At 65.0% G+C, this 16,897-nt stretch carries 22 protein-coding genes and 1 tRNA gene; 13 read left to right on the top strand and 10 right to left on the bottom strand.

Translation table 11 applies throughout. The features are described from left to right. The first annotated feature begins 154 nt into the window (after positions 1 to 154). Positions 155 to 940, top strand: a complete 786-nt coding sequence (locus ACVJ19_RS10885; protein WP_453949148.1) for an SDR family NAD(P)-dependent oxidoreductase — start codon at positions 155 to 157, stop codon at positions 938 to 940. Between the two features lie 198 nt (positions 941 to 1,138). Beyond that, a complete protein-coding gene (locus tag ACVJ19_RS10880) occupies positions 1,139 to 2,179 on the top strand; it encodes an IS110 family RNA-guided transposase (RefSeq protein ID WP_453948475.1) in 1,041 nt (346 codons plus the stop codon). Positions 2,180 to 2,492: 313 nt separating this feature from the next. On the opposite strand, the gene ACVJ19_RS10875 is transcribed toward ACVJ19_RS10880, so the two are convergent. After that, positions 2,493 to 2,765 (bottom strand): GlsB/YeaQ/YmgE family stress response membrane protein, encoded by a 273-nt coding sequence (locus ACVJ19_RS10875; protein WP_212030289.1) that lies wholly within the window; start codon positions 2,763 to 2,765, stop codon positions 2,493 to 2,495. A 99-nt stretch (positions 2,766 to 2,864) separates the two neighbouring features. Beyond that, the gene (locus tag ACVJ19_RS10870; protein WP_453949149.1) at positions 2,865 to 3,458 is read right to left on the bottom strand and encodes a YidB family protein; all 594 of its coding nucleotides are present in this window, start codon (positions 3,456 to 3,458) and stop codon (positions 2,865 to 2,867) included. A gap of 162 nt (positions 3,459 to 3,620) precedes the next feature. Between ACVJ19_RS10870 and ACVJ19_RS10865 the strand changes: the two genes are divergently transcribed. Continuing rightward, positions 3,621 to 4,628 (top strand): 2-dehydropantoate 2-reductase, encoded by a 1,008-nt coding sequence (locus tag ACVJ19_RS10865; protein WP_453949150.1) that lies wholly within the window; start codon positions 3,621 to 3,623, stop codon positions 4,626 to 4,628. Positions 4,629 to 4,645: 17 nt separating this feature from the next. Next, positions 4,646 to 4,852 (top strand): hypothetical protein, encoded by a 207-nt coding sequence (locus ACVJ19_RS10860; protein ID WP_453949151.1) that lies wholly within the window; start codon positions 4,646 to 4,648, stop codon positions 4,850 to 4,852. A gap of 210 nt (positions 4,853 to 5,062) precedes the next feature. On the opposite strand, the gene ACVJ19_RS10855 is transcribed toward ACVJ19_RS10860, so the two are convergent. Further along, positions 5,063 to 5,689, bottom strand: a complete 627-nt coding sequence (locus tag ACVJ19_RS10855; protein ID WP_453949152.1) for a hypothetical protein — start codon at positions 5,687 to 5,689, stop codon at positions 5,063 to 5,065. 209 nt (positions 5,690 to 5,898) lie between these two features. Here ACVJ19_RS10855 and ACVJ19_RS10850 point away from each other — a divergent pair, with 209 nt between their 5' ends. From ACVJ19_RS10850 to ACVJ19_RS10835, 4 genes are all read left to right on the top strand, one after another. Then, positions 5,899 to 6,927, top strand: coding sequence for an alpha/beta hydrolase (locus ACVJ19_RS10850; protein ID WP_453949153.1), 1,029 nt, complete (start codon positions 5,899 to 5,901; stop codon positions 6,925 to 6,927). 186 nt (positions 6,928 to 7,113) lie between these two features. After that, positions 7,114 to 7,752 (top strand): RraA family protein, encoded by a 639-nt coding sequence (locus ACVJ19_RS10845; RefSeq protein WP_453949154.1) that lies wholly within the window; start codon positions 7,114 to 7,116, stop codon positions 7,750 to 7,752. Between the two features lie 27 nt (positions 7,753 to 7,779). Then, on the top strand, positions 7,780 to 8,154 hold the full coding sequence (locus ACVJ19_RS10840) for a cupin domain-containing protein (RefSeq protein WP_453949155.1): 375 nt from the start codon (positions 7,780 to 7,782) through the stop codon (positions 8,152 to 8,154). A 51-nt stretch (positions 8,155 to 8,205) separates the two neighbouring features. Then, positions 8,206 to 9,162 (top strand): tripartite tricarboxylate transporter substrate-binding protein, encoded by a 957-nt coding sequence (locus ACVJ19_RS10835; RefSeq protein WP_453949156.1) that lies wholly within the window; start codon positions 8,206 to 8,208, stop codon positions 9,160 to 9,162. Between the two features lie 57 nt (positions 9,163 to 9,219). Here the strand turns inward: ACVJ19_RS10835 and ACVJ19_RS10830 are convergent, their stop codons facing one another. Further along, positions 9,220 to 9,513 (bottom strand): GYD domain-containing protein, encoded by a 294-nt coding sequence (locus ACVJ19_RS10830; protein WP_453949157.1) that lies wholly within the window; start codon positions 9,511 to 9,513, stop codon positions 9,220 to 9,222. A 106-nt stretch (positions 9,514 to 9,619) separates the two neighbouring features. Continuing rightward, positions 9,620 to 9,973 (bottom strand): VOC family protein, encoded by a 354-nt coding sequence (locus ACVJ19_RS10825; RefSeq protein WP_453949158.1) that lies wholly within the window; start codon positions 9,971 to 9,973, stop codon positions 9,620 to 9,622. A 142-nt stretch (positions 9,974 to 10,115) separates the two neighbouring features. Between ACVJ19_RS10825 and ACVJ19_RS10820 the strand changes: the two genes are divergently transcribed. After that, positions 10,116 to 10,192: transfer RNA gene (locus tag ACVJ19_RS10820), tRNA-Arg, on the top strand. Positions 10,193 to 10,326: 134 nt separating this feature from the next. On the opposite strand, the gene ACVJ19_RS10815 is transcribed toward ACVJ19_RS10820, so the two are convergent. Beyond that, positions 10,327 to 10,536, bottom strand: coding sequence for a BA14K family protein (locus ACVJ19_RS10815; protein WP_456739522.1), 210 nt, complete (start codon positions 10,534 to 10,536; stop codon positions 10,327 to 10,329). Positions 10,537 to 10,569: 33 nt separating this feature from the next. Between ACVJ19_RS10815 and ACVJ19_RS10810 the strand changes: the two genes are divergently transcribed. Further along, entirely contained in the window at positions 10,570 to 10,800 is a 231-nt protein-coding gene (locus ACVJ19_RS10810; protein WP_453949160.1) for a hypothetical protein, read from the top strand. Between the two features lie 288 nt (positions 10,801 to 11,088). Next, positions 11,089 to 12,228, top strand: a complete 1,140-nt coding sequence (locus tag ACVJ19_RS10805) for an amidohydrolase/deacetylase family metallohydrolase (protein ID WP_453955113.1) — start codon at positions 11,089 to 11,091, stop codon at positions 12,226 to 12,228. Positions 12,229 to 12,235: 7 nt separating this feature from the next. On the opposite strand, the gene ACVJ19_RS10800 is transcribed toward ACVJ19_RS10805, so the two are convergent. The 3 genes from ACVJ19_RS10800 to ACVJ19_RS10790 are packed head-to-tail and all read right to left on the bottom strand — an operon-like array spanning position 12,236 to position 13,732. Beyond that, complete coding sequence (locus tag ACVJ19_RS10800) at positions 12,236 to 12,829, bottom strand: TlpA family protein disulfide reductase (protein ID WP_453949161.1); 594 nt, start codon at positions 12,827 to 12,829, stop codon at positions 12,236 to 12,238. After that, a complete protein-coding gene (locus tag ACVJ19_RS10795; protein ID WP_453949162.1) occupies positions 12,822 to 13,283 on the bottom strand; it encodes a DsrE family protein in 462 nt (153 codons plus the stop codon). Before ACVJ19_RS10795 ends, ACVJ19_RS10800 begins: the two co-directional genes overlap by 8 nt. 20 nt (positions 13,284 to 13,303) lie before the next feature. Then, positions 13,304 to 13,732, bottom strand: coding sequence for a DoxX family protein (locus ACVJ19_RS10790; RefSeq protein WP_453949163.1), 429 nt, complete (start codon positions 13,730 to 13,732; stop codon positions 13,304 to 13,306). Between the two features lie 103 nt (positions 13,733 to 13,835). Here ACVJ19_RS10790 and ACVJ19_RS10785 point away from each other — a divergent pair, with 103 nt between their 5' ends. After that, complete coding sequence (locus ACVJ19_RS10785; protein ID WP_453949164.1) at positions 13,836 to 14,720, top strand: LysR substrate-binding domain-containing protein; 885 nt, start codon at positions 13,836 to 13,838, stop codon at positions 14,718 to 14,720. 226 nt (positions 14,721 to 14,946) lie between these two features. Here ACVJ19_RS10785 and ACVJ19_RS10780 read toward each other — a convergent pair whose 3' ends face one another. Then, positions 14,947 to 16,092 (bottom strand): acyl-CoA dehydrogenase family protein, encoded by a 1,146-nt coding sequence (locus tag ACVJ19_RS10780; RefSeq protein WP_453949165.1) that lies wholly within the window; start codon positions 16,090 to 16,092, stop codon positions 14,947 to 14,949. Positions 16,093 to 16,218: 126 nt separating this feature from the next. On the opposite strand from ACVJ19_RS10780, the gene ACVJ19_RS10775 reads away from it, so the two are divergent. After that, positions 16,219 to 16,896 carry an alpha/beta hydrolase family protein gene (locus tag ACVJ19_RS10775; RefSeq protein WP_453949166.1) on the top strand — a complete coding sequence of 226 codons (678 nt, stop codon included), beginning with the start codon at positions 16,219 to 16,221 and terminating at the stop codon, positions 16,894 to 16,896. Position 16,897: the final 1 nt, after the last annotated feature.

Below are 16,897 nucleotides of genomic sequence, written 5' to 3'. Positions count from 1 at the left end.
CTGACAAGCGTTGATCGCAGGTCCATCTGCGGCGCCGGCATGGGGACAAGAGCCGGTCTGGATTAATTCCGCTTAGCGGAGTTTGCTCGATTTGCAGGGCGCGGCAAACTCGCTAAACAGGACGCCACGTCAGATACAGGGGAAGGAAATCCGGATGGCAAAAGACGGTTTGTGCGCAATCGTGACGGGATCCGCATCAGGGCTGGGTGCAGCGACGGCGGAAATTCTCGCCCGGAGCGGAGCGCGGCTCGTCATCAACTATTCGTCGAGCCAGAAGGAGGCCGAAGCCACGGCGGAGACTTGCCGCAAGGCGGGCGCGGCGGAGGTGGTGGTCGCGCAGGGCGACGTCTCGAAGGATGAGGATTGCCGCAAGATCGTCGCGGCAGCCAGCGGCTGGGGCCGGCTCGACATCCTCGTCAACAATGCCGGCACCACCAAGCATGTCGCCCATGCCGATCTCGACGGCTTGTCGGCTGAAGATTTCCAGCGGCTCTATGGTGTCAACACCATCGGCCCGTTCCAGATGGTGCGCGCCGCGCGCAGCCTGCTCGAGGCCGGTGCGAAGGCCTCGGGCCGGGCGTCGGCGGTCGTGAACGTGTCGTCGGTCGCGGGCATCAGCGGCGTCGGCTCGTCGATCGCCTATGCCGCGAGCAAGGGCGCGCTCAATACCATGACCTTGTCGCTGTCGCGCGCGCTGGCGCCGCTGATCCGCGTCAACACGGTGTGCCCCGGCTATATCGACACGCCCTGGTTCACCAAGGGCCGCGGCGAGGCCGGCGCCAAGCAGGTGCGCGACAGCGTGGTGGCGAAGGTGCCGCTGAAGGTCGCATCATCCGCGGACGACATCGCCCAGCTCGTCTGTTTTCTGGCCATGCCGGCCTCCAGCAACATGACCGGCGAGGTCGTGCGCATGGATGCGGGGATGCATTTGATTACGTGAGACGCTCCGCTGGCGCTGCAAATACAACCGTCGTCCCGGCGCAGGCCGGGACCCATAACCACAGGGAGTAGTTTGGCGAAGACTCGGAGTTATCAATCTTCGCCAAACTCCTCCCTGTGGTTGATGGGGTGGACGGCCCCCTACGGCATCAGTGTGCCAGAATGAGGTTGTTGCAAATCTCAGACAAGGGAGCCGTCCGTGAGCGAGATTATCCGAATTGGGATCGATACGTCGAAGCATATTTTTCAACTGCATGGGGTGGACGCGGCGGAGCGGCCAGTGCTGCGCAAGCGGCTGACGCGCAAGCAGATGCTGGAGTTTTTTGCCAAGCTGCCGGCGACGCAGGTGGGGATGGAGGCCTGCGGGGCGGCGCATTACTGGGCGCGGGAGCTGGGCAAGCTGGGCCACGAAGTGAAGTTGATGGCGCCACAGCACGTGAAGCCCTATGTCAAGCGCAACAAGAACGACGGGCGCGACGCTGAGGCCCTGTGCGAGGCGATGAGCCGGCCGACGATGCGGTTCGTGCTGGTGAAGAGTGCCGAGCAGCAGGCCGCGTTGATGCTGACGGGCTTGCGCGAGCAGATGATCGCCCGGCGCACCCAGCTTAGCAACATGATCCGCGGCTATGCGGCTGAGTTCGGGATCACGGCGGCCAAGGGGCTCAGCCAGGTCGAGCCGCTGTTGGCGCAGATCGCGCAAGACGAAAGCGTGCCGGACCTGGCGCGCGATCTGTTGGCGCAGCAGGGCCGCCAGTACGCGCAGTTACAGGAGGAACTGAAGACAATCGAAGCCAGGCTGAAGGCCTGGCACCGTGCCAACCCGGACAGCCGGCGCCTTGCAGAGATTCAAGGGATCGGGCCGATCGGTGCGCCTGAGCTGATCATGAAGACGCCGGATCCGCACGCGTTCAGCTCCGCAAGGCATTATGCGGCCTGGATTGGGCTGTCTCCGAAAGACCATTCCACTGCCGGCAAAACCCGTCTCGGCAAGATCACCCGTGCTGGAGACGAGCGGCTGCGCAGCGTCCTGGTGGCGGGAGCGACCGCCGTGATCAAGCAGGCCATGTGCGGCCGCGGTCACCCGTCACCTTGGCTGTTGGCCCTGCTCAAGCGCAAGCCGCCCAAGCTCGCAGCCGTGGCGCTCGCCAACAAGAATGCCCGCATCGCCTGGAAGCTGATGGTGACGGGGGAGAGATACGACGGCGCTCGGATGCGGGCTGCATCCGCGGCTGCCGCCTAAGGGAGATCAGCCGATCGGGTTCGCCCGACCGGCCGAGCCGGAGCTGCAAGAGGAGTAGATGGTAGGATCGATCGATCCGAGGTGCGAGACATCCCGTGGGACCCATCGGCCGAACCCAGGTCGCGTGGTTGATTGGAGCTCGCGTCGCGGAAACCATCTTGGCCAGCGGTTCAAATCAACCGCACCAACAGGCCGGACATATGGATGCAAGCGATCCGATCAGACCGCCAAGCCTCTTGTGCCACGGGGGCCGTCCACATATGGGTCCCGGATCTGCGCGCGCTTAGGGCGCGCTTGTCCGGGACGACGAGACTCACCCTTTTATCACGCCGCTGGCCACCAGCCGGTGCCAGATGAACAGCACCACCACTGCGCCGATCGTGGCCATGATGAAGCCGGCGCCCTGGTCGGGGCTGTAATGGCCGATGGCCTGGCCGACGAAGGTCGCGAGAAATGCGCCGGCAATGCCGAGGATGGTGGTGAGGATGAAGCCGCTCGGATTGTTCGGCCCCGGCGCGAGCCAGCGCGCGATGAGGCCGGCGATGAAGCCGACGATGATGATCCACAACAGGCCGCCGAAACTCATGACAGTGCTCCCCTTGCCTAGAATTCGCAGAGCGTGATCCGGAAAAGTCTGCAGCGGTTTTCCGAGCGGATCACGCTCAAACTGAACTGAAGACTTCTCCTAAATTCTATCCGAGAGTTCATTCTCGGTCGGCACCCGTCCGTCCGGCGTCAGGTGATCGATCACCTGCGGCAGATACTGGCTGAGACCGGAGAGCAGCTCCTCGCGCGACAGTCCGCTCTGGGCCGACAGGCTCTCGATCTGGTCGGCACCGAGCGCATTGGCGAGATCACCGGGCGCGATCGGCTTGTTCTCGCCCTTGCCGACCCAGGAATTCGCGGCCTCGCCATGGCCGCCCTGCTGAAGCTGGTTGAGCAGATCGCCGAGCCCGCCGCTCAGCACGGTGCCGGCCGCGCCACCGGCGATCAGGCCGCCGAGGCCGCCCTTGAGCAGATCGCTGAGGCCGCCGCTGCCGCCGGGAAGCGTGGCGCTGCCGGTGTTGACAGGCGTCGGAGGCGGCAGCGGTGAGCGCTGCTGCGGGGCGGGCGCTGCACCGCTCTGGCCTGCCGTCAGATGCTTGAACGCCTTCCAGGCGAGCAGGCCCAGCAACGCCATGGTCATCGGCGACATGCCGCCGGAGGATTGCTCGGAGCTTGGCGTGCTCGGGCCGCGGGGGCCGTTCTGCATGCCGTTGAGGACATCGAGTAGACCCATGGTACTCTCCTTTGGCGTCTCGTTCGGCGAGCGCTCGCCGCTGACTGCCCCCCGGGGCGAAAACATATGGGGCTCTCATGACGGTTACAAGGCGGATGCGCCGCAACCAATGGGCAGGCGGCGTTGCCTCTGCTATCGAAGGCGGGAGTTAAGGAGAACGAGGTGGTTGCGGATCGACCGATCGTGGTGGCCGGCGCGGGCGCCATCGGCTGTTTCGTCGGCGGCATGCTGGCGGCCGCCGGTCGCCGCGTCGCGCTGCTGGTGCGGCCGCGGGTGAAGACCGAGATCGAGCGGTTTGGCCTGCTTCTGACCGATTTCGACGGCGCCGAGAAGAAGCTGGATGCCGGCCAGCTCGCGCTCTCGGAGGACCCTTCGATCTTCCACAGTGCCGGCATCGTGCTGGTGACGGTGAAGAGCGCCGACACCGCCGATGTCGCGGACCAGATCGCGCAGCATGCGCCGCAGGATGCCGTCATCGTCTCGCTTCAGAACGGGATAGGAAACGTCGCTGTGCTGCGCGAACGCCTCGGCGGCCGGCCTGTGTTAGCCGGCATGGTGCCGTTCAACGTGGTCGCGATGGGCGAGGGGCGCTTCCACCGCTCGAGCTCCGGCGACATCCATGTCGGAGATGACGAGGCGAACACCGCCGGGGCGCTCTCGGTGCCTGGCCTTAAGGTGCGCGCGAGCGGTGACATCACCGGCGTGCAATGGGGCAAGCTGATCATCAATCTGAACAACGCGCTCAGCGCGCTGTCCGACATGCCGCTCGCGGCGCAACTGGCGAGCCGCGACTGGCGAAGATTGTTCGCCGACCAGATGGCGGAGGGCCTGGCTGCGCTGCACGCCGCCGGCATCGCGCCGGTCTCGTCAACGCCGATCCCGATGAAGTGGTCTCCGACATTGCTGCGGCTGCCCGACAGGATCTTCAACGCGATCCTCGGGCGGACCATGAAGATCGATCCCGAGGCGCGCTCCTCGATGTGGCAGGATCTGAAGCAGGGTCGCAAGACCGAGATCGACTATCTCCAGGGCGCGGTCATCGCGCTTGCCGAGCAGAACAATGTCGGCGTGCCGCTGATGTGCCGCATTGTTGCGCTGGTCAGGGAAGCTGAACGCGCCGGCAAGGGCCCGCCCGGGCTGACGCCGCAGCAGATTCGCGGGATGGCCTGAGTGCAAGGAGGAACGCGATGAGGCGTTGTTTGATGATCGGGCTCGCGCTGACGGCGCTCTGCGGCGTATCGACGCTCGCCTATGCCAGGCCGCCGACGGTCATGACCTCGCCCGGCTATGACAGGCGATTGCAGGAGAGCAGGTCGCAGTTGGGTGGTTCAACAGCGCCAGCGACCGCGCCGGTGGTCAAACCGAAGCGCAGCAAGAAGAAGCAGCCGAACTGAAGCCTCACCTCAGCTGTCGTCCCGGACAAGCGTAAGCGTAGATCCGGGACCCACAACCACGGGAAGCAGTTGTGGCGCGAGGCTGGTAACTCCGAGTCTTCGCCAAATTCAATTCGGTGGCTATGGATCCCGGATCTACGCGCGCTTAGGGCGCGCTTGTCCGGGACGACAGCGGAGTTTGCTGTAGCAGCGGAACGAAAGCAGCGAAGCTCACCCCTTCTTCGCCGGCTTGCTTGGCGTTGGGCTGAACAGCTTCTTCAGATCGTTCAGACTTTCCGACAGCCGCGGCCATTCGCAGGTGAACGAGCCCTTGGTACAGGGCGCGCTCTTCGGTCGCGGGCCTGCGGCCTGCAAAACTTTCGGCCGCTCGACCGGCACCGGCACCGGCACGCGCACGGTCTCGGTTCGCAGCGCGATCTGCTGAAGCTGCTGGACCTGTTGCTCCTGCTGCTCGCGCTGCTGGCGGGCCGTGGCCTGGGCCGCTTCATTGCTGCGGCGCTGACTGGCGAGGTAAGCGGTATAGGTTTCGTCGATCTTCCTCTGCTCCTCCGGCGTCGGGTTGGGACCGGCGATGTCGAAGGTGCGGTCCTGGAGGAAGTCGTAATAGGTGTAACCGCCGCCCGGCTTGCGGCGGCCGGCGAACTTGGCATTGCAGTCGGCGAGCGCCGCCGTCTTCTCGGCCTTGGTTGCGGCCTTCTCGGCGATATCGGCGCATTCCTCGAAGTCGACGGGGGCGCGCTTCCACCATTGCGCCTGGGCATGCGACTGCGTCAGCAGAAAAAATCCTGCTGCGGCAATGAGAAGCGCCGCACGACGCGATGCAACGACAACCGACATTTTACGAGAGCATTCCTTACACGACTCAACCCGAACCGAGCCGAGCCAGATTTTTGCCCCTTTATCGCCGGCTTGTCACCCATGGAACCCGGGAATTTCATGGCTGTGATGCTGACATTTTTTGCTTGACGTGGCGCGGGAGTCACAGCCGCGCGGCACGTGATGCGCTTAGACTTTTATCGATTTGAATCCGAGGGGGAATCTCCGTGATGAGAGCGCTGGCCCGACTTGCCGCACTCGCCCTGATGCTGACTTGCAGCCATGCCGTCGCAGCGGACGAGGATGCACCTAACCGCAAGCCGGTGAAGGCGATCGGCGATGCGCGGCTCTCGGTCGGCGGGCGGGGCATGCTGCCGCTTTACCTCTCCCGCGACTGGTCGATGCCGCTGCCCGCAATTTCGCGCGCGGTCATCGTGCTGCATGGACGGCTGCGCAATGCCGACGAATACTACATATCGGCCAACAATGCGCAGGCCGCGGCGGGCGACGACGGCAAGAGCGCGCTGATGATCGTCCCGCAGTTCCTGGCGGAGATCGATATCGAAGCGCACAAGCTACCCGCGGACACGCTGCGCTGGTCGCTCGAGGGCTGGGAGGGCGGCGATGCCGCGCTTGCGCCGAATCCGGTGTCGTCCTTCGAGGCGCTCGACGCGATCCTGGCAAAACTCTCGGACCGGCGCGTCTTTCCGAACCTGAAGCAGGTCGTGGTCGCCGGCCATTCCGGCGGCGGCCAGGTCGTGCAGCGCTATGCGATCGCGGGCAAGGGCGAGGCGCCACTGCTGCGCCAGCATATCGACATCCGCTATGTCGTCGCCAATCCCTCGTCCTATGCCTATTTCAGCACGGAGCGGCCCTTGCCGAAGGTTGCCGCATCCTGCCCGGGCTACAACAATTGGAAATACGGCATGGGCGACCGTCCGCCCTATCTCGCGGACGCGACACCTGCGGCACTCGAGCAGCGCTATGTCGAGCGCGAGGTGATCTACCTGCTCGGCACGCTCGACACCAATCCAAAACAATCCGCGCTGGACAAGAGCTGCATGGCCGAGGCGCAAGGCCCCACGCGCTACGCCCGCGGCCACGCCTATGCCGATGCGATGGCCAGGCGCGACCACGGCACGCCCAATCACCGGGTCTGGGATGTCCCCGGCATCGGCCATGACGGCGACAGGATGCTGACCTCGAAATGCGGGCTCGCGGCGCTGTTCGACACTCCGGGCTGCGGTGCGGAGCGCTGATGTCTTGAAGGCGCGGCTGTCGCTGTTACACTTCGCGCCGCGAGCGCCTCACCCCGAGGTGCCGCCAAGAAGCCTGTTGCGCGACGAGCGCGCGGCGTGGATGAAGCAAGGGCGCCCCTTCCGGATTTTGCCGGCGAAGGCGCGGGCGCATGCTGGGTAAGAAAATTCACGAAAGGACTCTCTGACATGACGATCACGATCGCAGCGAACAGCGTGCCGAAGCCGCCGGCGGATATCATCGAGGGCTTTCGCGGTGCGCCGACCTCGGTCATCTCGGACAATCTGGCCCGGCTGCCGGGCGCGGTGGGGCTAAAACCCTATCATCGCGGCGGCAAGCTGGTGGGGACGGCGTTCACCGTGCGCACCCGGCCCGGCGACAATCTCGCCATCCACCGCGCGCTGGATCTGGTCGGGCCCGGCGACGTCATCGTGGTCGATGGCGGCGGCGACGAGACACGGGCGCTGGTCGGCGAGATCATGAAGAACATCGCGCAATGGCGCAAAGCCGAAGGCTATGTGATCGACGGCGCGATCCGCGACGTCGCGGCGTTCGCGGCGGACGATTTCCCCTGCTACGCCCGCGCCGTGATCCATCGCGGCCCCTACAAGAACGGCCCCGGCGAGATCAACGTGCCGGTGACGATCGGCGGCAGCGTGATCTCGCCCGGCGACATCGTGGTCGGCGACGAGGACGGCGTGGTGTCGTTTCCGGCCGCCAGCGCCGCGGCGCTGCTGGAAGCGGTGCGTGCCCAGGTCGCACGCGAGGAGGAAACCATGAAGGCGATCCGCGAGGGCCGCTACCAGGGCTCCTATGGCAAAGCCTGACCAGAGAAGAACGAAGGGGAGGATGGCGTGAGCCAGAAGGACGAAGAATTCCACAACATCGACGATCCCAGCGACGGGCTGTTCCGCGAGCTCGCAGCGGGGGTGACCACGCGCATCTTCTCCGGCGAGCAGGCGATGCTGTCGGTGGTGACGCTGGCGCCGCATGCACAGGGTACGCTGCATCATCATCCCGAGGAGCAATGGGGCGTGCTGCTCGACGGCTCCGCGATCCGGGTCCAGGGCGATGAGGAAATCCCGGTGAAGAAGGGCGATTTCTGGCGCACGCCCGGCAATGTGCCGCACACCATGCGCGCCGGCCCCGAAGGCGCCCGCGTGCTGGACATCTTCAGTCCACCTCGGCCAGAATACAGAAAACCGGGGTCGGGTTTCGGCACGACCTGAGCGCTTAAAAGCAAAAAAGCAAAGCGCGAGAAACAAAAAGGGAGGGAGACCATGACGATCACAAGACGGGCGCTGCTGGCCGCGCCCGCCATCCTCGCGATGGCACCGGCAAGCGCGCAGGCTTCAAAGATCACGCTGGTGGTGCCGTTTCCGCCGGGCGGATCGACCGATGCGATGGCGCGGCTGCTTCAGAGCAACCTGCAGACAAAACTCAACCGCATCGTCTTGGTCGAGAACAAGTCGGGCGCCGCCGGTGCGCTCGGTGCGGCGCAGGTCGCCAAAAGCCCGGCCGACGGCTCGACGTTCCTGGTCACGTTCGACTCGCATGCGGTGATTCCGTCGATCCTCGACAAGCCGCCGGTCGATGTCGAGCGCGAGCTGATGCCGGTGCTGCTGATCGGCACCGCGCCTTACGTCATCGCGGCAGGCGCGGGCCGTCCCTACAAGAGTTTTGCCGACGTGGTTGCGGCCTGCAAGGCGACGCCGGGTGCGGTGAAATACGCTTCCGTCGGCATCGGCACGCTCGGCCACCTCGCCATGACCGTGCTTGGCAGCAAGGCCGGGGTCGAGATCATGCACGTGCCCTATCGCGGCGGCGGCCCGGCGATGAACGACGTGCTCGGCGGCCATGTCGATCTGATCGCGGGATCGGCGGCGCTGGTTGCCGCCCAGCTCGGCACCAACATGCTGCGGCCGCTCCTGCAGCTCGGCCGCGAGCGGCTGCCGGCCCTGCCGGATACACCGACCGCGATCGAGGCGGGCTTTCCGGATTTCGAGACGCTGGCCTGGTGGGGCATTTTTGCGCCCGCAGGCACGCCGCCCGACATCGTGTCGGCCATGGCGACGGCCTCAAAGGAGATCCTGAGCGAGCCCGCGACCGCCGCCCAGCTCAAGGACACCCAGCACATGACGCTGCTGCTCCAGGACGGTGCTGCCTTCAAGACCTTCTTCGACAAGCAGGTCGCCTATTGGGGCAAGGTGGTGAAGGACAACAACATCAGGGCGTGAGACGCGTAGTCCCGGGATTGCCATTCCGGGTCCAGTGCGGTCGCGCAGGCTTGAGCGTCAGAGCATGTTGCCGACGATCTTCGTCATATCTGCCGCCGAAAACGCGCGCAGCGTTTCGGTGCGGACATTGCCGAGTGCGCTGAGACTAAGGCTGAGCGACATCGCGGCAGCCTCATCTGGAGCCTCGAGAACGGTTACAACGTCATATCGTCCCTGCGTCCAGACGATCTCTTTCACGGTCACTCCGAACGTCTTGGCCATCTCCTTGAAGGCTTCGGCCCGCTTCGGCGAGTCCTTGACGTTGCGGACTCCCTGATCAGTGAAGTTTCCCAGCACGACATAGGTTACCATGGTCGTCCTCCCTGGTTGGAGCTTGAGGAAACCGCGCCGAGCTTGCCACGGCGGCTGAGACAGCGCTACTTGCACGTTGGAACGTCAGCAGATGCGACTTATTCGGTCAGGACAACGGCCGTGCGAAACTGAGCTCATGGCCGTCGGGGTCGGTGAGATGGAAGTAGCGCTCACCCCATTCGGCATCGCGCGGCGCGGTCGACGGCTGCCATCCGGCGGCGCGTGCGCGCTCGTAGGTCCCGTCGACATCGGCGACATGGAAGATGACGCGGCCCCACCAGGACCAGCGCTTGTCGTCCGGCTGCGCCGTCAGGTTGAGATAGCCGGTGCCGGCGCGAAAGCTGGTGAAGGCCGCGGCTTCGCCGCCATACAGGAGCTCGAACCCGAGCGACCGGTAGAAGTGCACGGCGCGCGCCATGTCATGCGTGCCGAGCGTGATGGCGCTGATGCTTTCGATCATGTGATCTGCTCCGCCGAGAGGGGCCTGGAAGCGATTGTATAGCCGCCCCGTTCAGGTTGACGATGGTCTGGCCCGCCAGACGGCTGGCGAACCGCATTTTGCTCTGCTATGACGGGATCGAACCCGTACCCACGGGTTCCGCGGTCCCGTAGCTCAGCCGGATAGAGCGGCGGTTTCCTAAACCGTAGGTCGGATGTTCGAGTCATCCCGGGATCGCCATTTTTGCAACGGCTTGGCTTCGTGCCGCTGATTTGGAATATCGAATAGCGATGTGCGTGCGCTTCGAGCCGTGCGTCGCCGGCGACCTCAGGGATTGCTGAGTGCCGGTGAGCACGGCTCCCAGTCACGCCTGGCTATGGGCAGGGGTGCCGCTTGCCGTCGTAGCCGAGATATGTGCCCGAAGCCGGGTCGTACGAGCGATACTTTTGCGCGCAATAGGAGGCAGTGGCATCGGCAGGGGCGCTGTCATCAGCGTAGAGGCCGTCGTCGTAACCGTCATAGTAAGGCCAGGCCGAATACGCGCCCAATGCCAAGGCTCCAAGACCAAGACCTCCGCCATACACCCATGCGTGGCGATGACGATGTCCGAGCCAGGCATGATCGCCATGGAAGCCGATACCGTGCCGGAAGTGAGCAACTCCGCCACGGAAGCCTCCGCCTCCGAAATGTCCACCGCCGTGAAATCCGCCGCCGCCTCCGAAATGTCCGCCACCGCCTCCATGCCCGCCGCCGCGTGCAGACGCAGCCGTTCCCGGCGCCAGGACTGCGCAAAGGGCGATCACGCCAAGCAATTTCAATCGTTGCATCATTTTTCTCCAGCTACATGATTTCGGCTGCGACTCAGCTTGCGCCGGACGCTGGCCGGTGACGTGCCACCGCCCGCATGCTCGCCGGATGCGCTCGCGCAGTCTTTTCGATAGGCCCCGGATGTTTCAGCTTCGCACGTGGAAGCCACGCTCACACCGCCCCACGACTTGCACGTGCCGGGAGCGTAACCGCCATGCACACCGGTTTGCTCAGCGGGCGCGAAAATTGCTAACAGGGAGAATTGCAGAGACCTGCCTGGGCCTCCTGCCAGTAACCCTGCAATGCCTTGCCACAATCCGGAGACCATGATGCCTTTTGACTTGATCCTGCGCGGCGGGCGGGTCGTCGACCCCTCTCAGAAGCTCGATGCCGTGACGGATGTCGCATTTTCGGGCGGCAAGGTCGCCGCGATCGGCACTGGGCTCAAGGCGGATCCGGGCACGGAGGTGCGCGATGTCTCGCAATTCATCGTGACGCCGGGGCTGATCGATCTCCACACCCATGTCTATTGGGGCGGCACCTCGCTCGGCATCGATGCCGAGGAATTCTGCCGCCTGTCCGGCGTCACCACGGCGGTGGACACCGGCAGTGCCGGGCCCGGCAATTTCGCCGGCTTCCGCAAGCATGTGATCGAGCCGAGCCAGGTCCGCATCCTCGCTTATTTGCACGTCTCGCACGCCGGCATCTTCGGCTTCTCGCACCGGATCATGGTGGGTGAGAGCGAGGAGCTGCGATTGATGAATCCGATCGAGGCGGCCAAGGTGGCCGATGCCAACCGCGATCTCATCGTCGGCATCAAGGTGCGCGTCGGCTTGCATTCTTCGGGCACCTCGGGACTGGTGCCGCTCGACATCGCGCTCGAGGTCGCCAACGAAGTCGGCATGCCCCTGATGGCGCATATCGATCATCCGCCGCCGAGCTATGAGGACGTGCTCGCCCGCCTGCGCCCCGGCGACGTTCTCACCCATGCGTTCCGTCCCTTCCCCAATACGCCGGCGACCGCGCAGGGCACGGTGAAGAAGGTGGTGCTGGACGCGCGTGAGCGCGGCGTGCTGTTCGACATCGGCCACGGCAAGGGCTCGTTCGCGTTCAAGACCGCGCGCGCCATGCTCGCCAACGGCTTCTATCCGGACACGATTTCCTCGGACATCCATCAGCTCTGCATCGACGGCCCGGCCTTCGACCAGGTCACGACCATGTCGAAGTTCCTGTGCATGGGCATGGAGCTGTCCGACGTCGTCGCGGCCTCGACGGTGAATGCCGCGATGGCGCTACGCCGTCCCGAGCTCGGCAGCCTCAAGCCGGGCAGCGTCGGCGACGCCACGCTGATTTCGGTGAAGCAGGGCCAGTTCGACTACGAGGACGTCGTCGGCGAGCACCTGATCGGCGACAGGAAGATCGTCTCGGAGGGCGTCGTCATCGGCGGCCGCTGGTGGCATCCGAATTGAGGCAGCACTAACCCTGCTCGCGATAGAATTGCAGGATCCGCGCGCCCGCCGGCGAGAGCCAGTCGGGCGCGCCCGCGATGTAGCCTTCGATGCGGCTGCTCGTTCCGACCAGATAGGTGATGGGCATGCCGACCAGCGAGAACGTCGCGGTCGATGCTTCGGCTGCCACGCCATAGCTGTCGGCATAGCAGGCGAGGTTCTGCACGGCGAGGCCGCCGAGAAACGTGCGGATCTTGCGCAGGTCCTTCGTGTCCGTGCAGATCGCGATCACGTCGAGCCGGTCGGTCCGCGACCCCGCAAGGCTTGCGAGCATCGGCAGATCGAGCTTGCAGGCCGCGCACCAGGTCGCCCAGAAGTTCACCAATGTGACGCGGCCCGGCTTTGCCGCCACGGTGACGTCCTTGCCGTGCACGTCCTGAAGCCTGAGCTGTGGCATCATCGCGCGCGGCCGCACCAGTGTGAACTGGCTGCGGCCGGCCTCGAATACCGGCGGCCAGCTGTCCTGCGCGCCGCTGGCGTGCGGGACAGCGAGAGAGGCTGCCGCGGCCATCAGGATCGATCGCCGCGACAGCGCAACGCTTTCGCGCGCCGGCTTACGCATGGATATAGGCCCAGCCCTTCAGTTGCAGATCGACGACGCGGCCGATCCCGAACGGGACGAGGCTCGCACCTGGGATCAGCGGAATCGAGATCTGCTCCTTGGCTTCCGCGATCGTCTTTGACGAGGCGCACATGCTGTAGCTGAGATTGGGCAGCGACTGCCGCAGCGTCGCCAGCGGCTCGACCAGCGGGGTCTTGTCGGCGCGGAAGACGTCGATGCCCTTGCCGTTGGCGACGACCTCGATCAGCAGCCGCGCGCCCCTGTCCGAAAAATGCTTGGACAGGTTGGCCGAGTAGCTGATCGCGTGACCCATGACATAGGGCTCGTTGCTGTCGATCAGGATCACGACGCCCTCAGCGAGGCGATCCTCCTTGGCCGCGGCGGTGCCGCCGGCCGTGAGGATCGCGGTGCCGGCGAGCAGGCCCCTGCGGGACCATCCATTGGCAGGGATCATGGCGACGGCGCTCCTGCCGGTCAGAACTGGCGCGGCGCGATCGGGGCCTTGCTGTTGCGTCCCCACAGCACGAACACGGCGAGCGCCAGCAGGACGACATTGAGCGGTGCAACCGCGGCCTCACCGCGCGAGAGGTGGAAGAGGAGGGCAATCACCTGCAGCACCGAGCAGCCGAGCGCGGCCAGCACCGTAAGCCGCGGCAGGATCCGCGTCAGGGCCGGCAGCAGGATGCCGATGCCGCCGGCGAGATCGACCAGCGCGATGGAGCGGACGAACGTCTCGGAATACTGCCCGGCCCAGGGCATCATCGCGGCCAGCTGGGGAATCGGCGTGGTCAGCTTCACGAACCCCGCCGAGATGAAGACAAGGGCGAGGACGATTTGGGCGGCCCAGAGGCCGATGCGAAGGGCGCGGCCGGGTGTGGCGGTCTCGAGGGTGGTGGCGGACATGGTGGTTCTCCAAGAGGTGAGGGTTGCCACCATTTGATAGTTTCACCGTTTTTGATCATTATCGGTTCCGGGAGCAGTTCCTTTCCTGGATGTTGATGATCTCATGGATTCCCTGGTCAGTATGAGAGTGTTCTGCCTGGTCGCCGAGCTGAAGAGCTTTGCGACCGCGGCGCAGCGCCTGCGCATCTCCCCTGCCATGGCGAGCAAGCATGTGATGCAGCTCGAGAAGCGGCTGGGCACGCGGCTGCTTAACCGGACCAGCCGGCGCGTCAGCCTGAGCGAGAGCGGTGCGCTCTATTTCGAGCAGGCGCGTCAGATGCTGGACTCGCTCGACGAGGTGGAGGCCGCCGTCAGCAACGCGACCGTCGTTCCGCGCGGCACGCTGCGGCTGACCGCGCCGGTGTGGATGGCGAACAAGATCTTCGCGGGCGTGCTGGCGGACTACCAGGCGCGCTATCCCGAGGTGCGGCTCGACATCGATCTCAGCGGGCGCCTCGTCAATCTGGTCGAGGAGGGCTTTGATCTCGCCTTGCGCGCGACGGGCGAGCCTGATGAGGCGCTGATCGCGCGCCCCATCACCAACGTGCCGTTCTACATGGTGGCCGCCCCGGCCTTCCTCAAGCGCGCGGGCCGCCCGAAGACGTTCGCCGATCTCTCCGGCCAGGCCCTGCTGCACTACGCGCTTTATCCGGGCGAGAGCTTCTCGCTGAACACGAACGGCACGGTCGAGACAGTCAAGCTCAACCCGGTCCTGCGCAGCGGCAACGAAACGCTGCTGCACATGGCGGCGCTGGAAGGCATGGGCTTCGCCTTCCTGCCGAAATGGCTGGTCACCGAGGACATCGCCGCCGGACGTCTCCTGCACATCCTGCCTGACGTGGTCATCTTCGAGGGACGCCTGCTCGCGGTCTATCCGAGCCGCAAATATCTCTCCGCGAAGGTGCGGACCTTCATCGACTTCGTCGCCGCCGACAAGCGGATGAGGTAGATGGGCGGCAGCGGCTCGTGGCAAATGCCGTTGCCCCGCCCGTCGTCCCGGCGAAGGCCGGGACCCATACCGCGGAATCTATCGATTGTTGGTGGTAGTAGTACTGAACGACGAGTCTTCGCCAAACTGCTTCCTGTGATTATGGGTCCCGGCCTTCGCCGGGACGACAGTGTCTTTTGTGGAAGCCACATTGCCTCAAACGTCCTTCGCCCGAGGTGGAGCACAGCTACAGCGACCTCGCGATCAACAGCTTCATGATCTCGTTGGTGCCGCCATAGATCTTCTGGATGCGGGAATCGATGAAGATGCGCGAGATCGGGTATTCCTGCATGTAACCATAGCCGCCGAACAGCTGGAGGCATTCGTCCGCGGTCTGCACCTGCTTGTCCGAGCACCAGTATTTCGCCATCGACGCCGTCACGGTGTCGAGATCTTTTTCGATCAGCCGCTCGATGCACCAGTCGACGAAGACGCGGGCGATCATCGCCTCGGTCTTGCGCTCGGCGAGCGTGAAGGCGGTGTTCTGGAAATCCAGCAGCGGCTTGCCGAACGCCTTCCGCTCCTTGGTGTACTCGGTGGTGAGTTTAACAGCGCGCTCCATCGAGGCGACGGCGCCGACCGCGAGCGCGAGGCGCTCCTGCGGCAATTGCTGCATCAGCTGCACAAAGCCCTGGCCCTCTTCCTTGCCGAGCAGGTTTTCCGGCGGCACGGTCACGTTGTCGAAGAACAGCTCCGAGGTGTCGGAGGCGTGCAGGCCGATCTTGTCGAGGTTGCGTCCGCGCTTGTAGCCGTCCGCACCCGCGGTCTCGACCACGATCAGCGAAATGCCTTTGGCGCCGACCTCGCCGGTGCGGGCGACCACGATGACGAGATCGGCGGCCTGGCCGTTGGTGATGAACGTCTTCTGGCCGTTGATGACGTAGGAATTGCCCTGCTTCTTCGCGGTGGTCTTGACGGCCTGCAGGTCCGAGCCGGTGCCGGGCTCGGTCATGGCGATGGCGCCGACCATCTCGCCCGAGGCCATCTTCGGCAGCCAGCGCTTCTTCTGCTCCTCCGAGCCGTAATTGAGAATGTAGTGCGCGACGATGGCGCTGTGCACGGAGACGCCGGTGGTCAGCTCCGGCACGGTGCTTTCGAGGTCGTCCAGCACGGCAGCGTCATAGGCGAAGGTCGCACCCAGGCCGCCATATTCCTCCGGCACGCTCGCCAGCAGCGCACCCATCTCGCCGAGCCCGCGCCAGGCGAAGCGGTCGACCATCTTCTGCTCGCGCCATTTTTCCGCATGCGGGGCCAGATCCTTGGCAAGATATTTCCGGAACTGGTCGCGGAAGATTTCGAGCTCTTCGGTCATCCAGGAGGAGCGGTAGGACATGGTTACCTCGGTTGATGCGCAGTTCCGGCTTGGTAGGCCAGGCCGCGGCGGCAATTATTGTGTTTTCAGGCTGCGCCGGTGACGCTACCAAGGCGGCCGTAACAGCGTCTGTCGGGATGGCTGATTGTGGCGACCAAAACTCAAGAGCTCAAGCTCGACATCGAACGCAGCGGCACGGTCTCGGCGATCCTGACGCTGCCGGCTCATGCGCGCGCCTGCTACGTCCTCGCGCACGGCGCGGGCGCGGACATGCGGCATTCCTTCATGGAGAAGACCGCAGAAGGGCTCGCCGAGCGCGGCATTGCGACGCTCCGCTTCAATTTTCCCTACATGGAAGAGAAAAAGGGACGTCCCGACCAGCCGGCGGTTGCGCACGCCGCCATCCGCGCGGCGGTCGCGGAGGCGGCGCGGCGCTGCCCCGGTCTCAAGCTTGTGGCGGGTGGAAAGTCGTTCGGTGGCCGCATGACCTCGCAGGCGCAGTCCAAGGCTGCATTGCCTGATGTCAAAGGGCTCGCCTTTCTCGGTTTCCCCCTGCATGCCGACAAGAAGCCGTCGTCCGAGCGCGCCGAGCATCTCGCCGGTATTGCTATCCCGATGCTGTTCCTGCAAGGCACGCGCGATGGGCTTGCGGATCTGAGCTACCTCAAGCCTGTCGTCGAGAAGCTCGGCCCGAAGGCGATGCTGCATGAGGTCGAAGGCGGCGATCACTCGTTTGCGGTGCTCAAGAAGTCCGGCCGCACCAACGATGAGGCGCTTACCGAGGTGCTCGACACGCTCGCCGCCTGGATCGATGGGCTCGCCTGAG

This window comes from Bradyrhizobium sp. USDA 376 (assembly GCF_054063675.1).
Note: the sequence above shows the minus strand (reverse complement) of the source record. Positions and strands in the feature narration are given on the sequence as shown.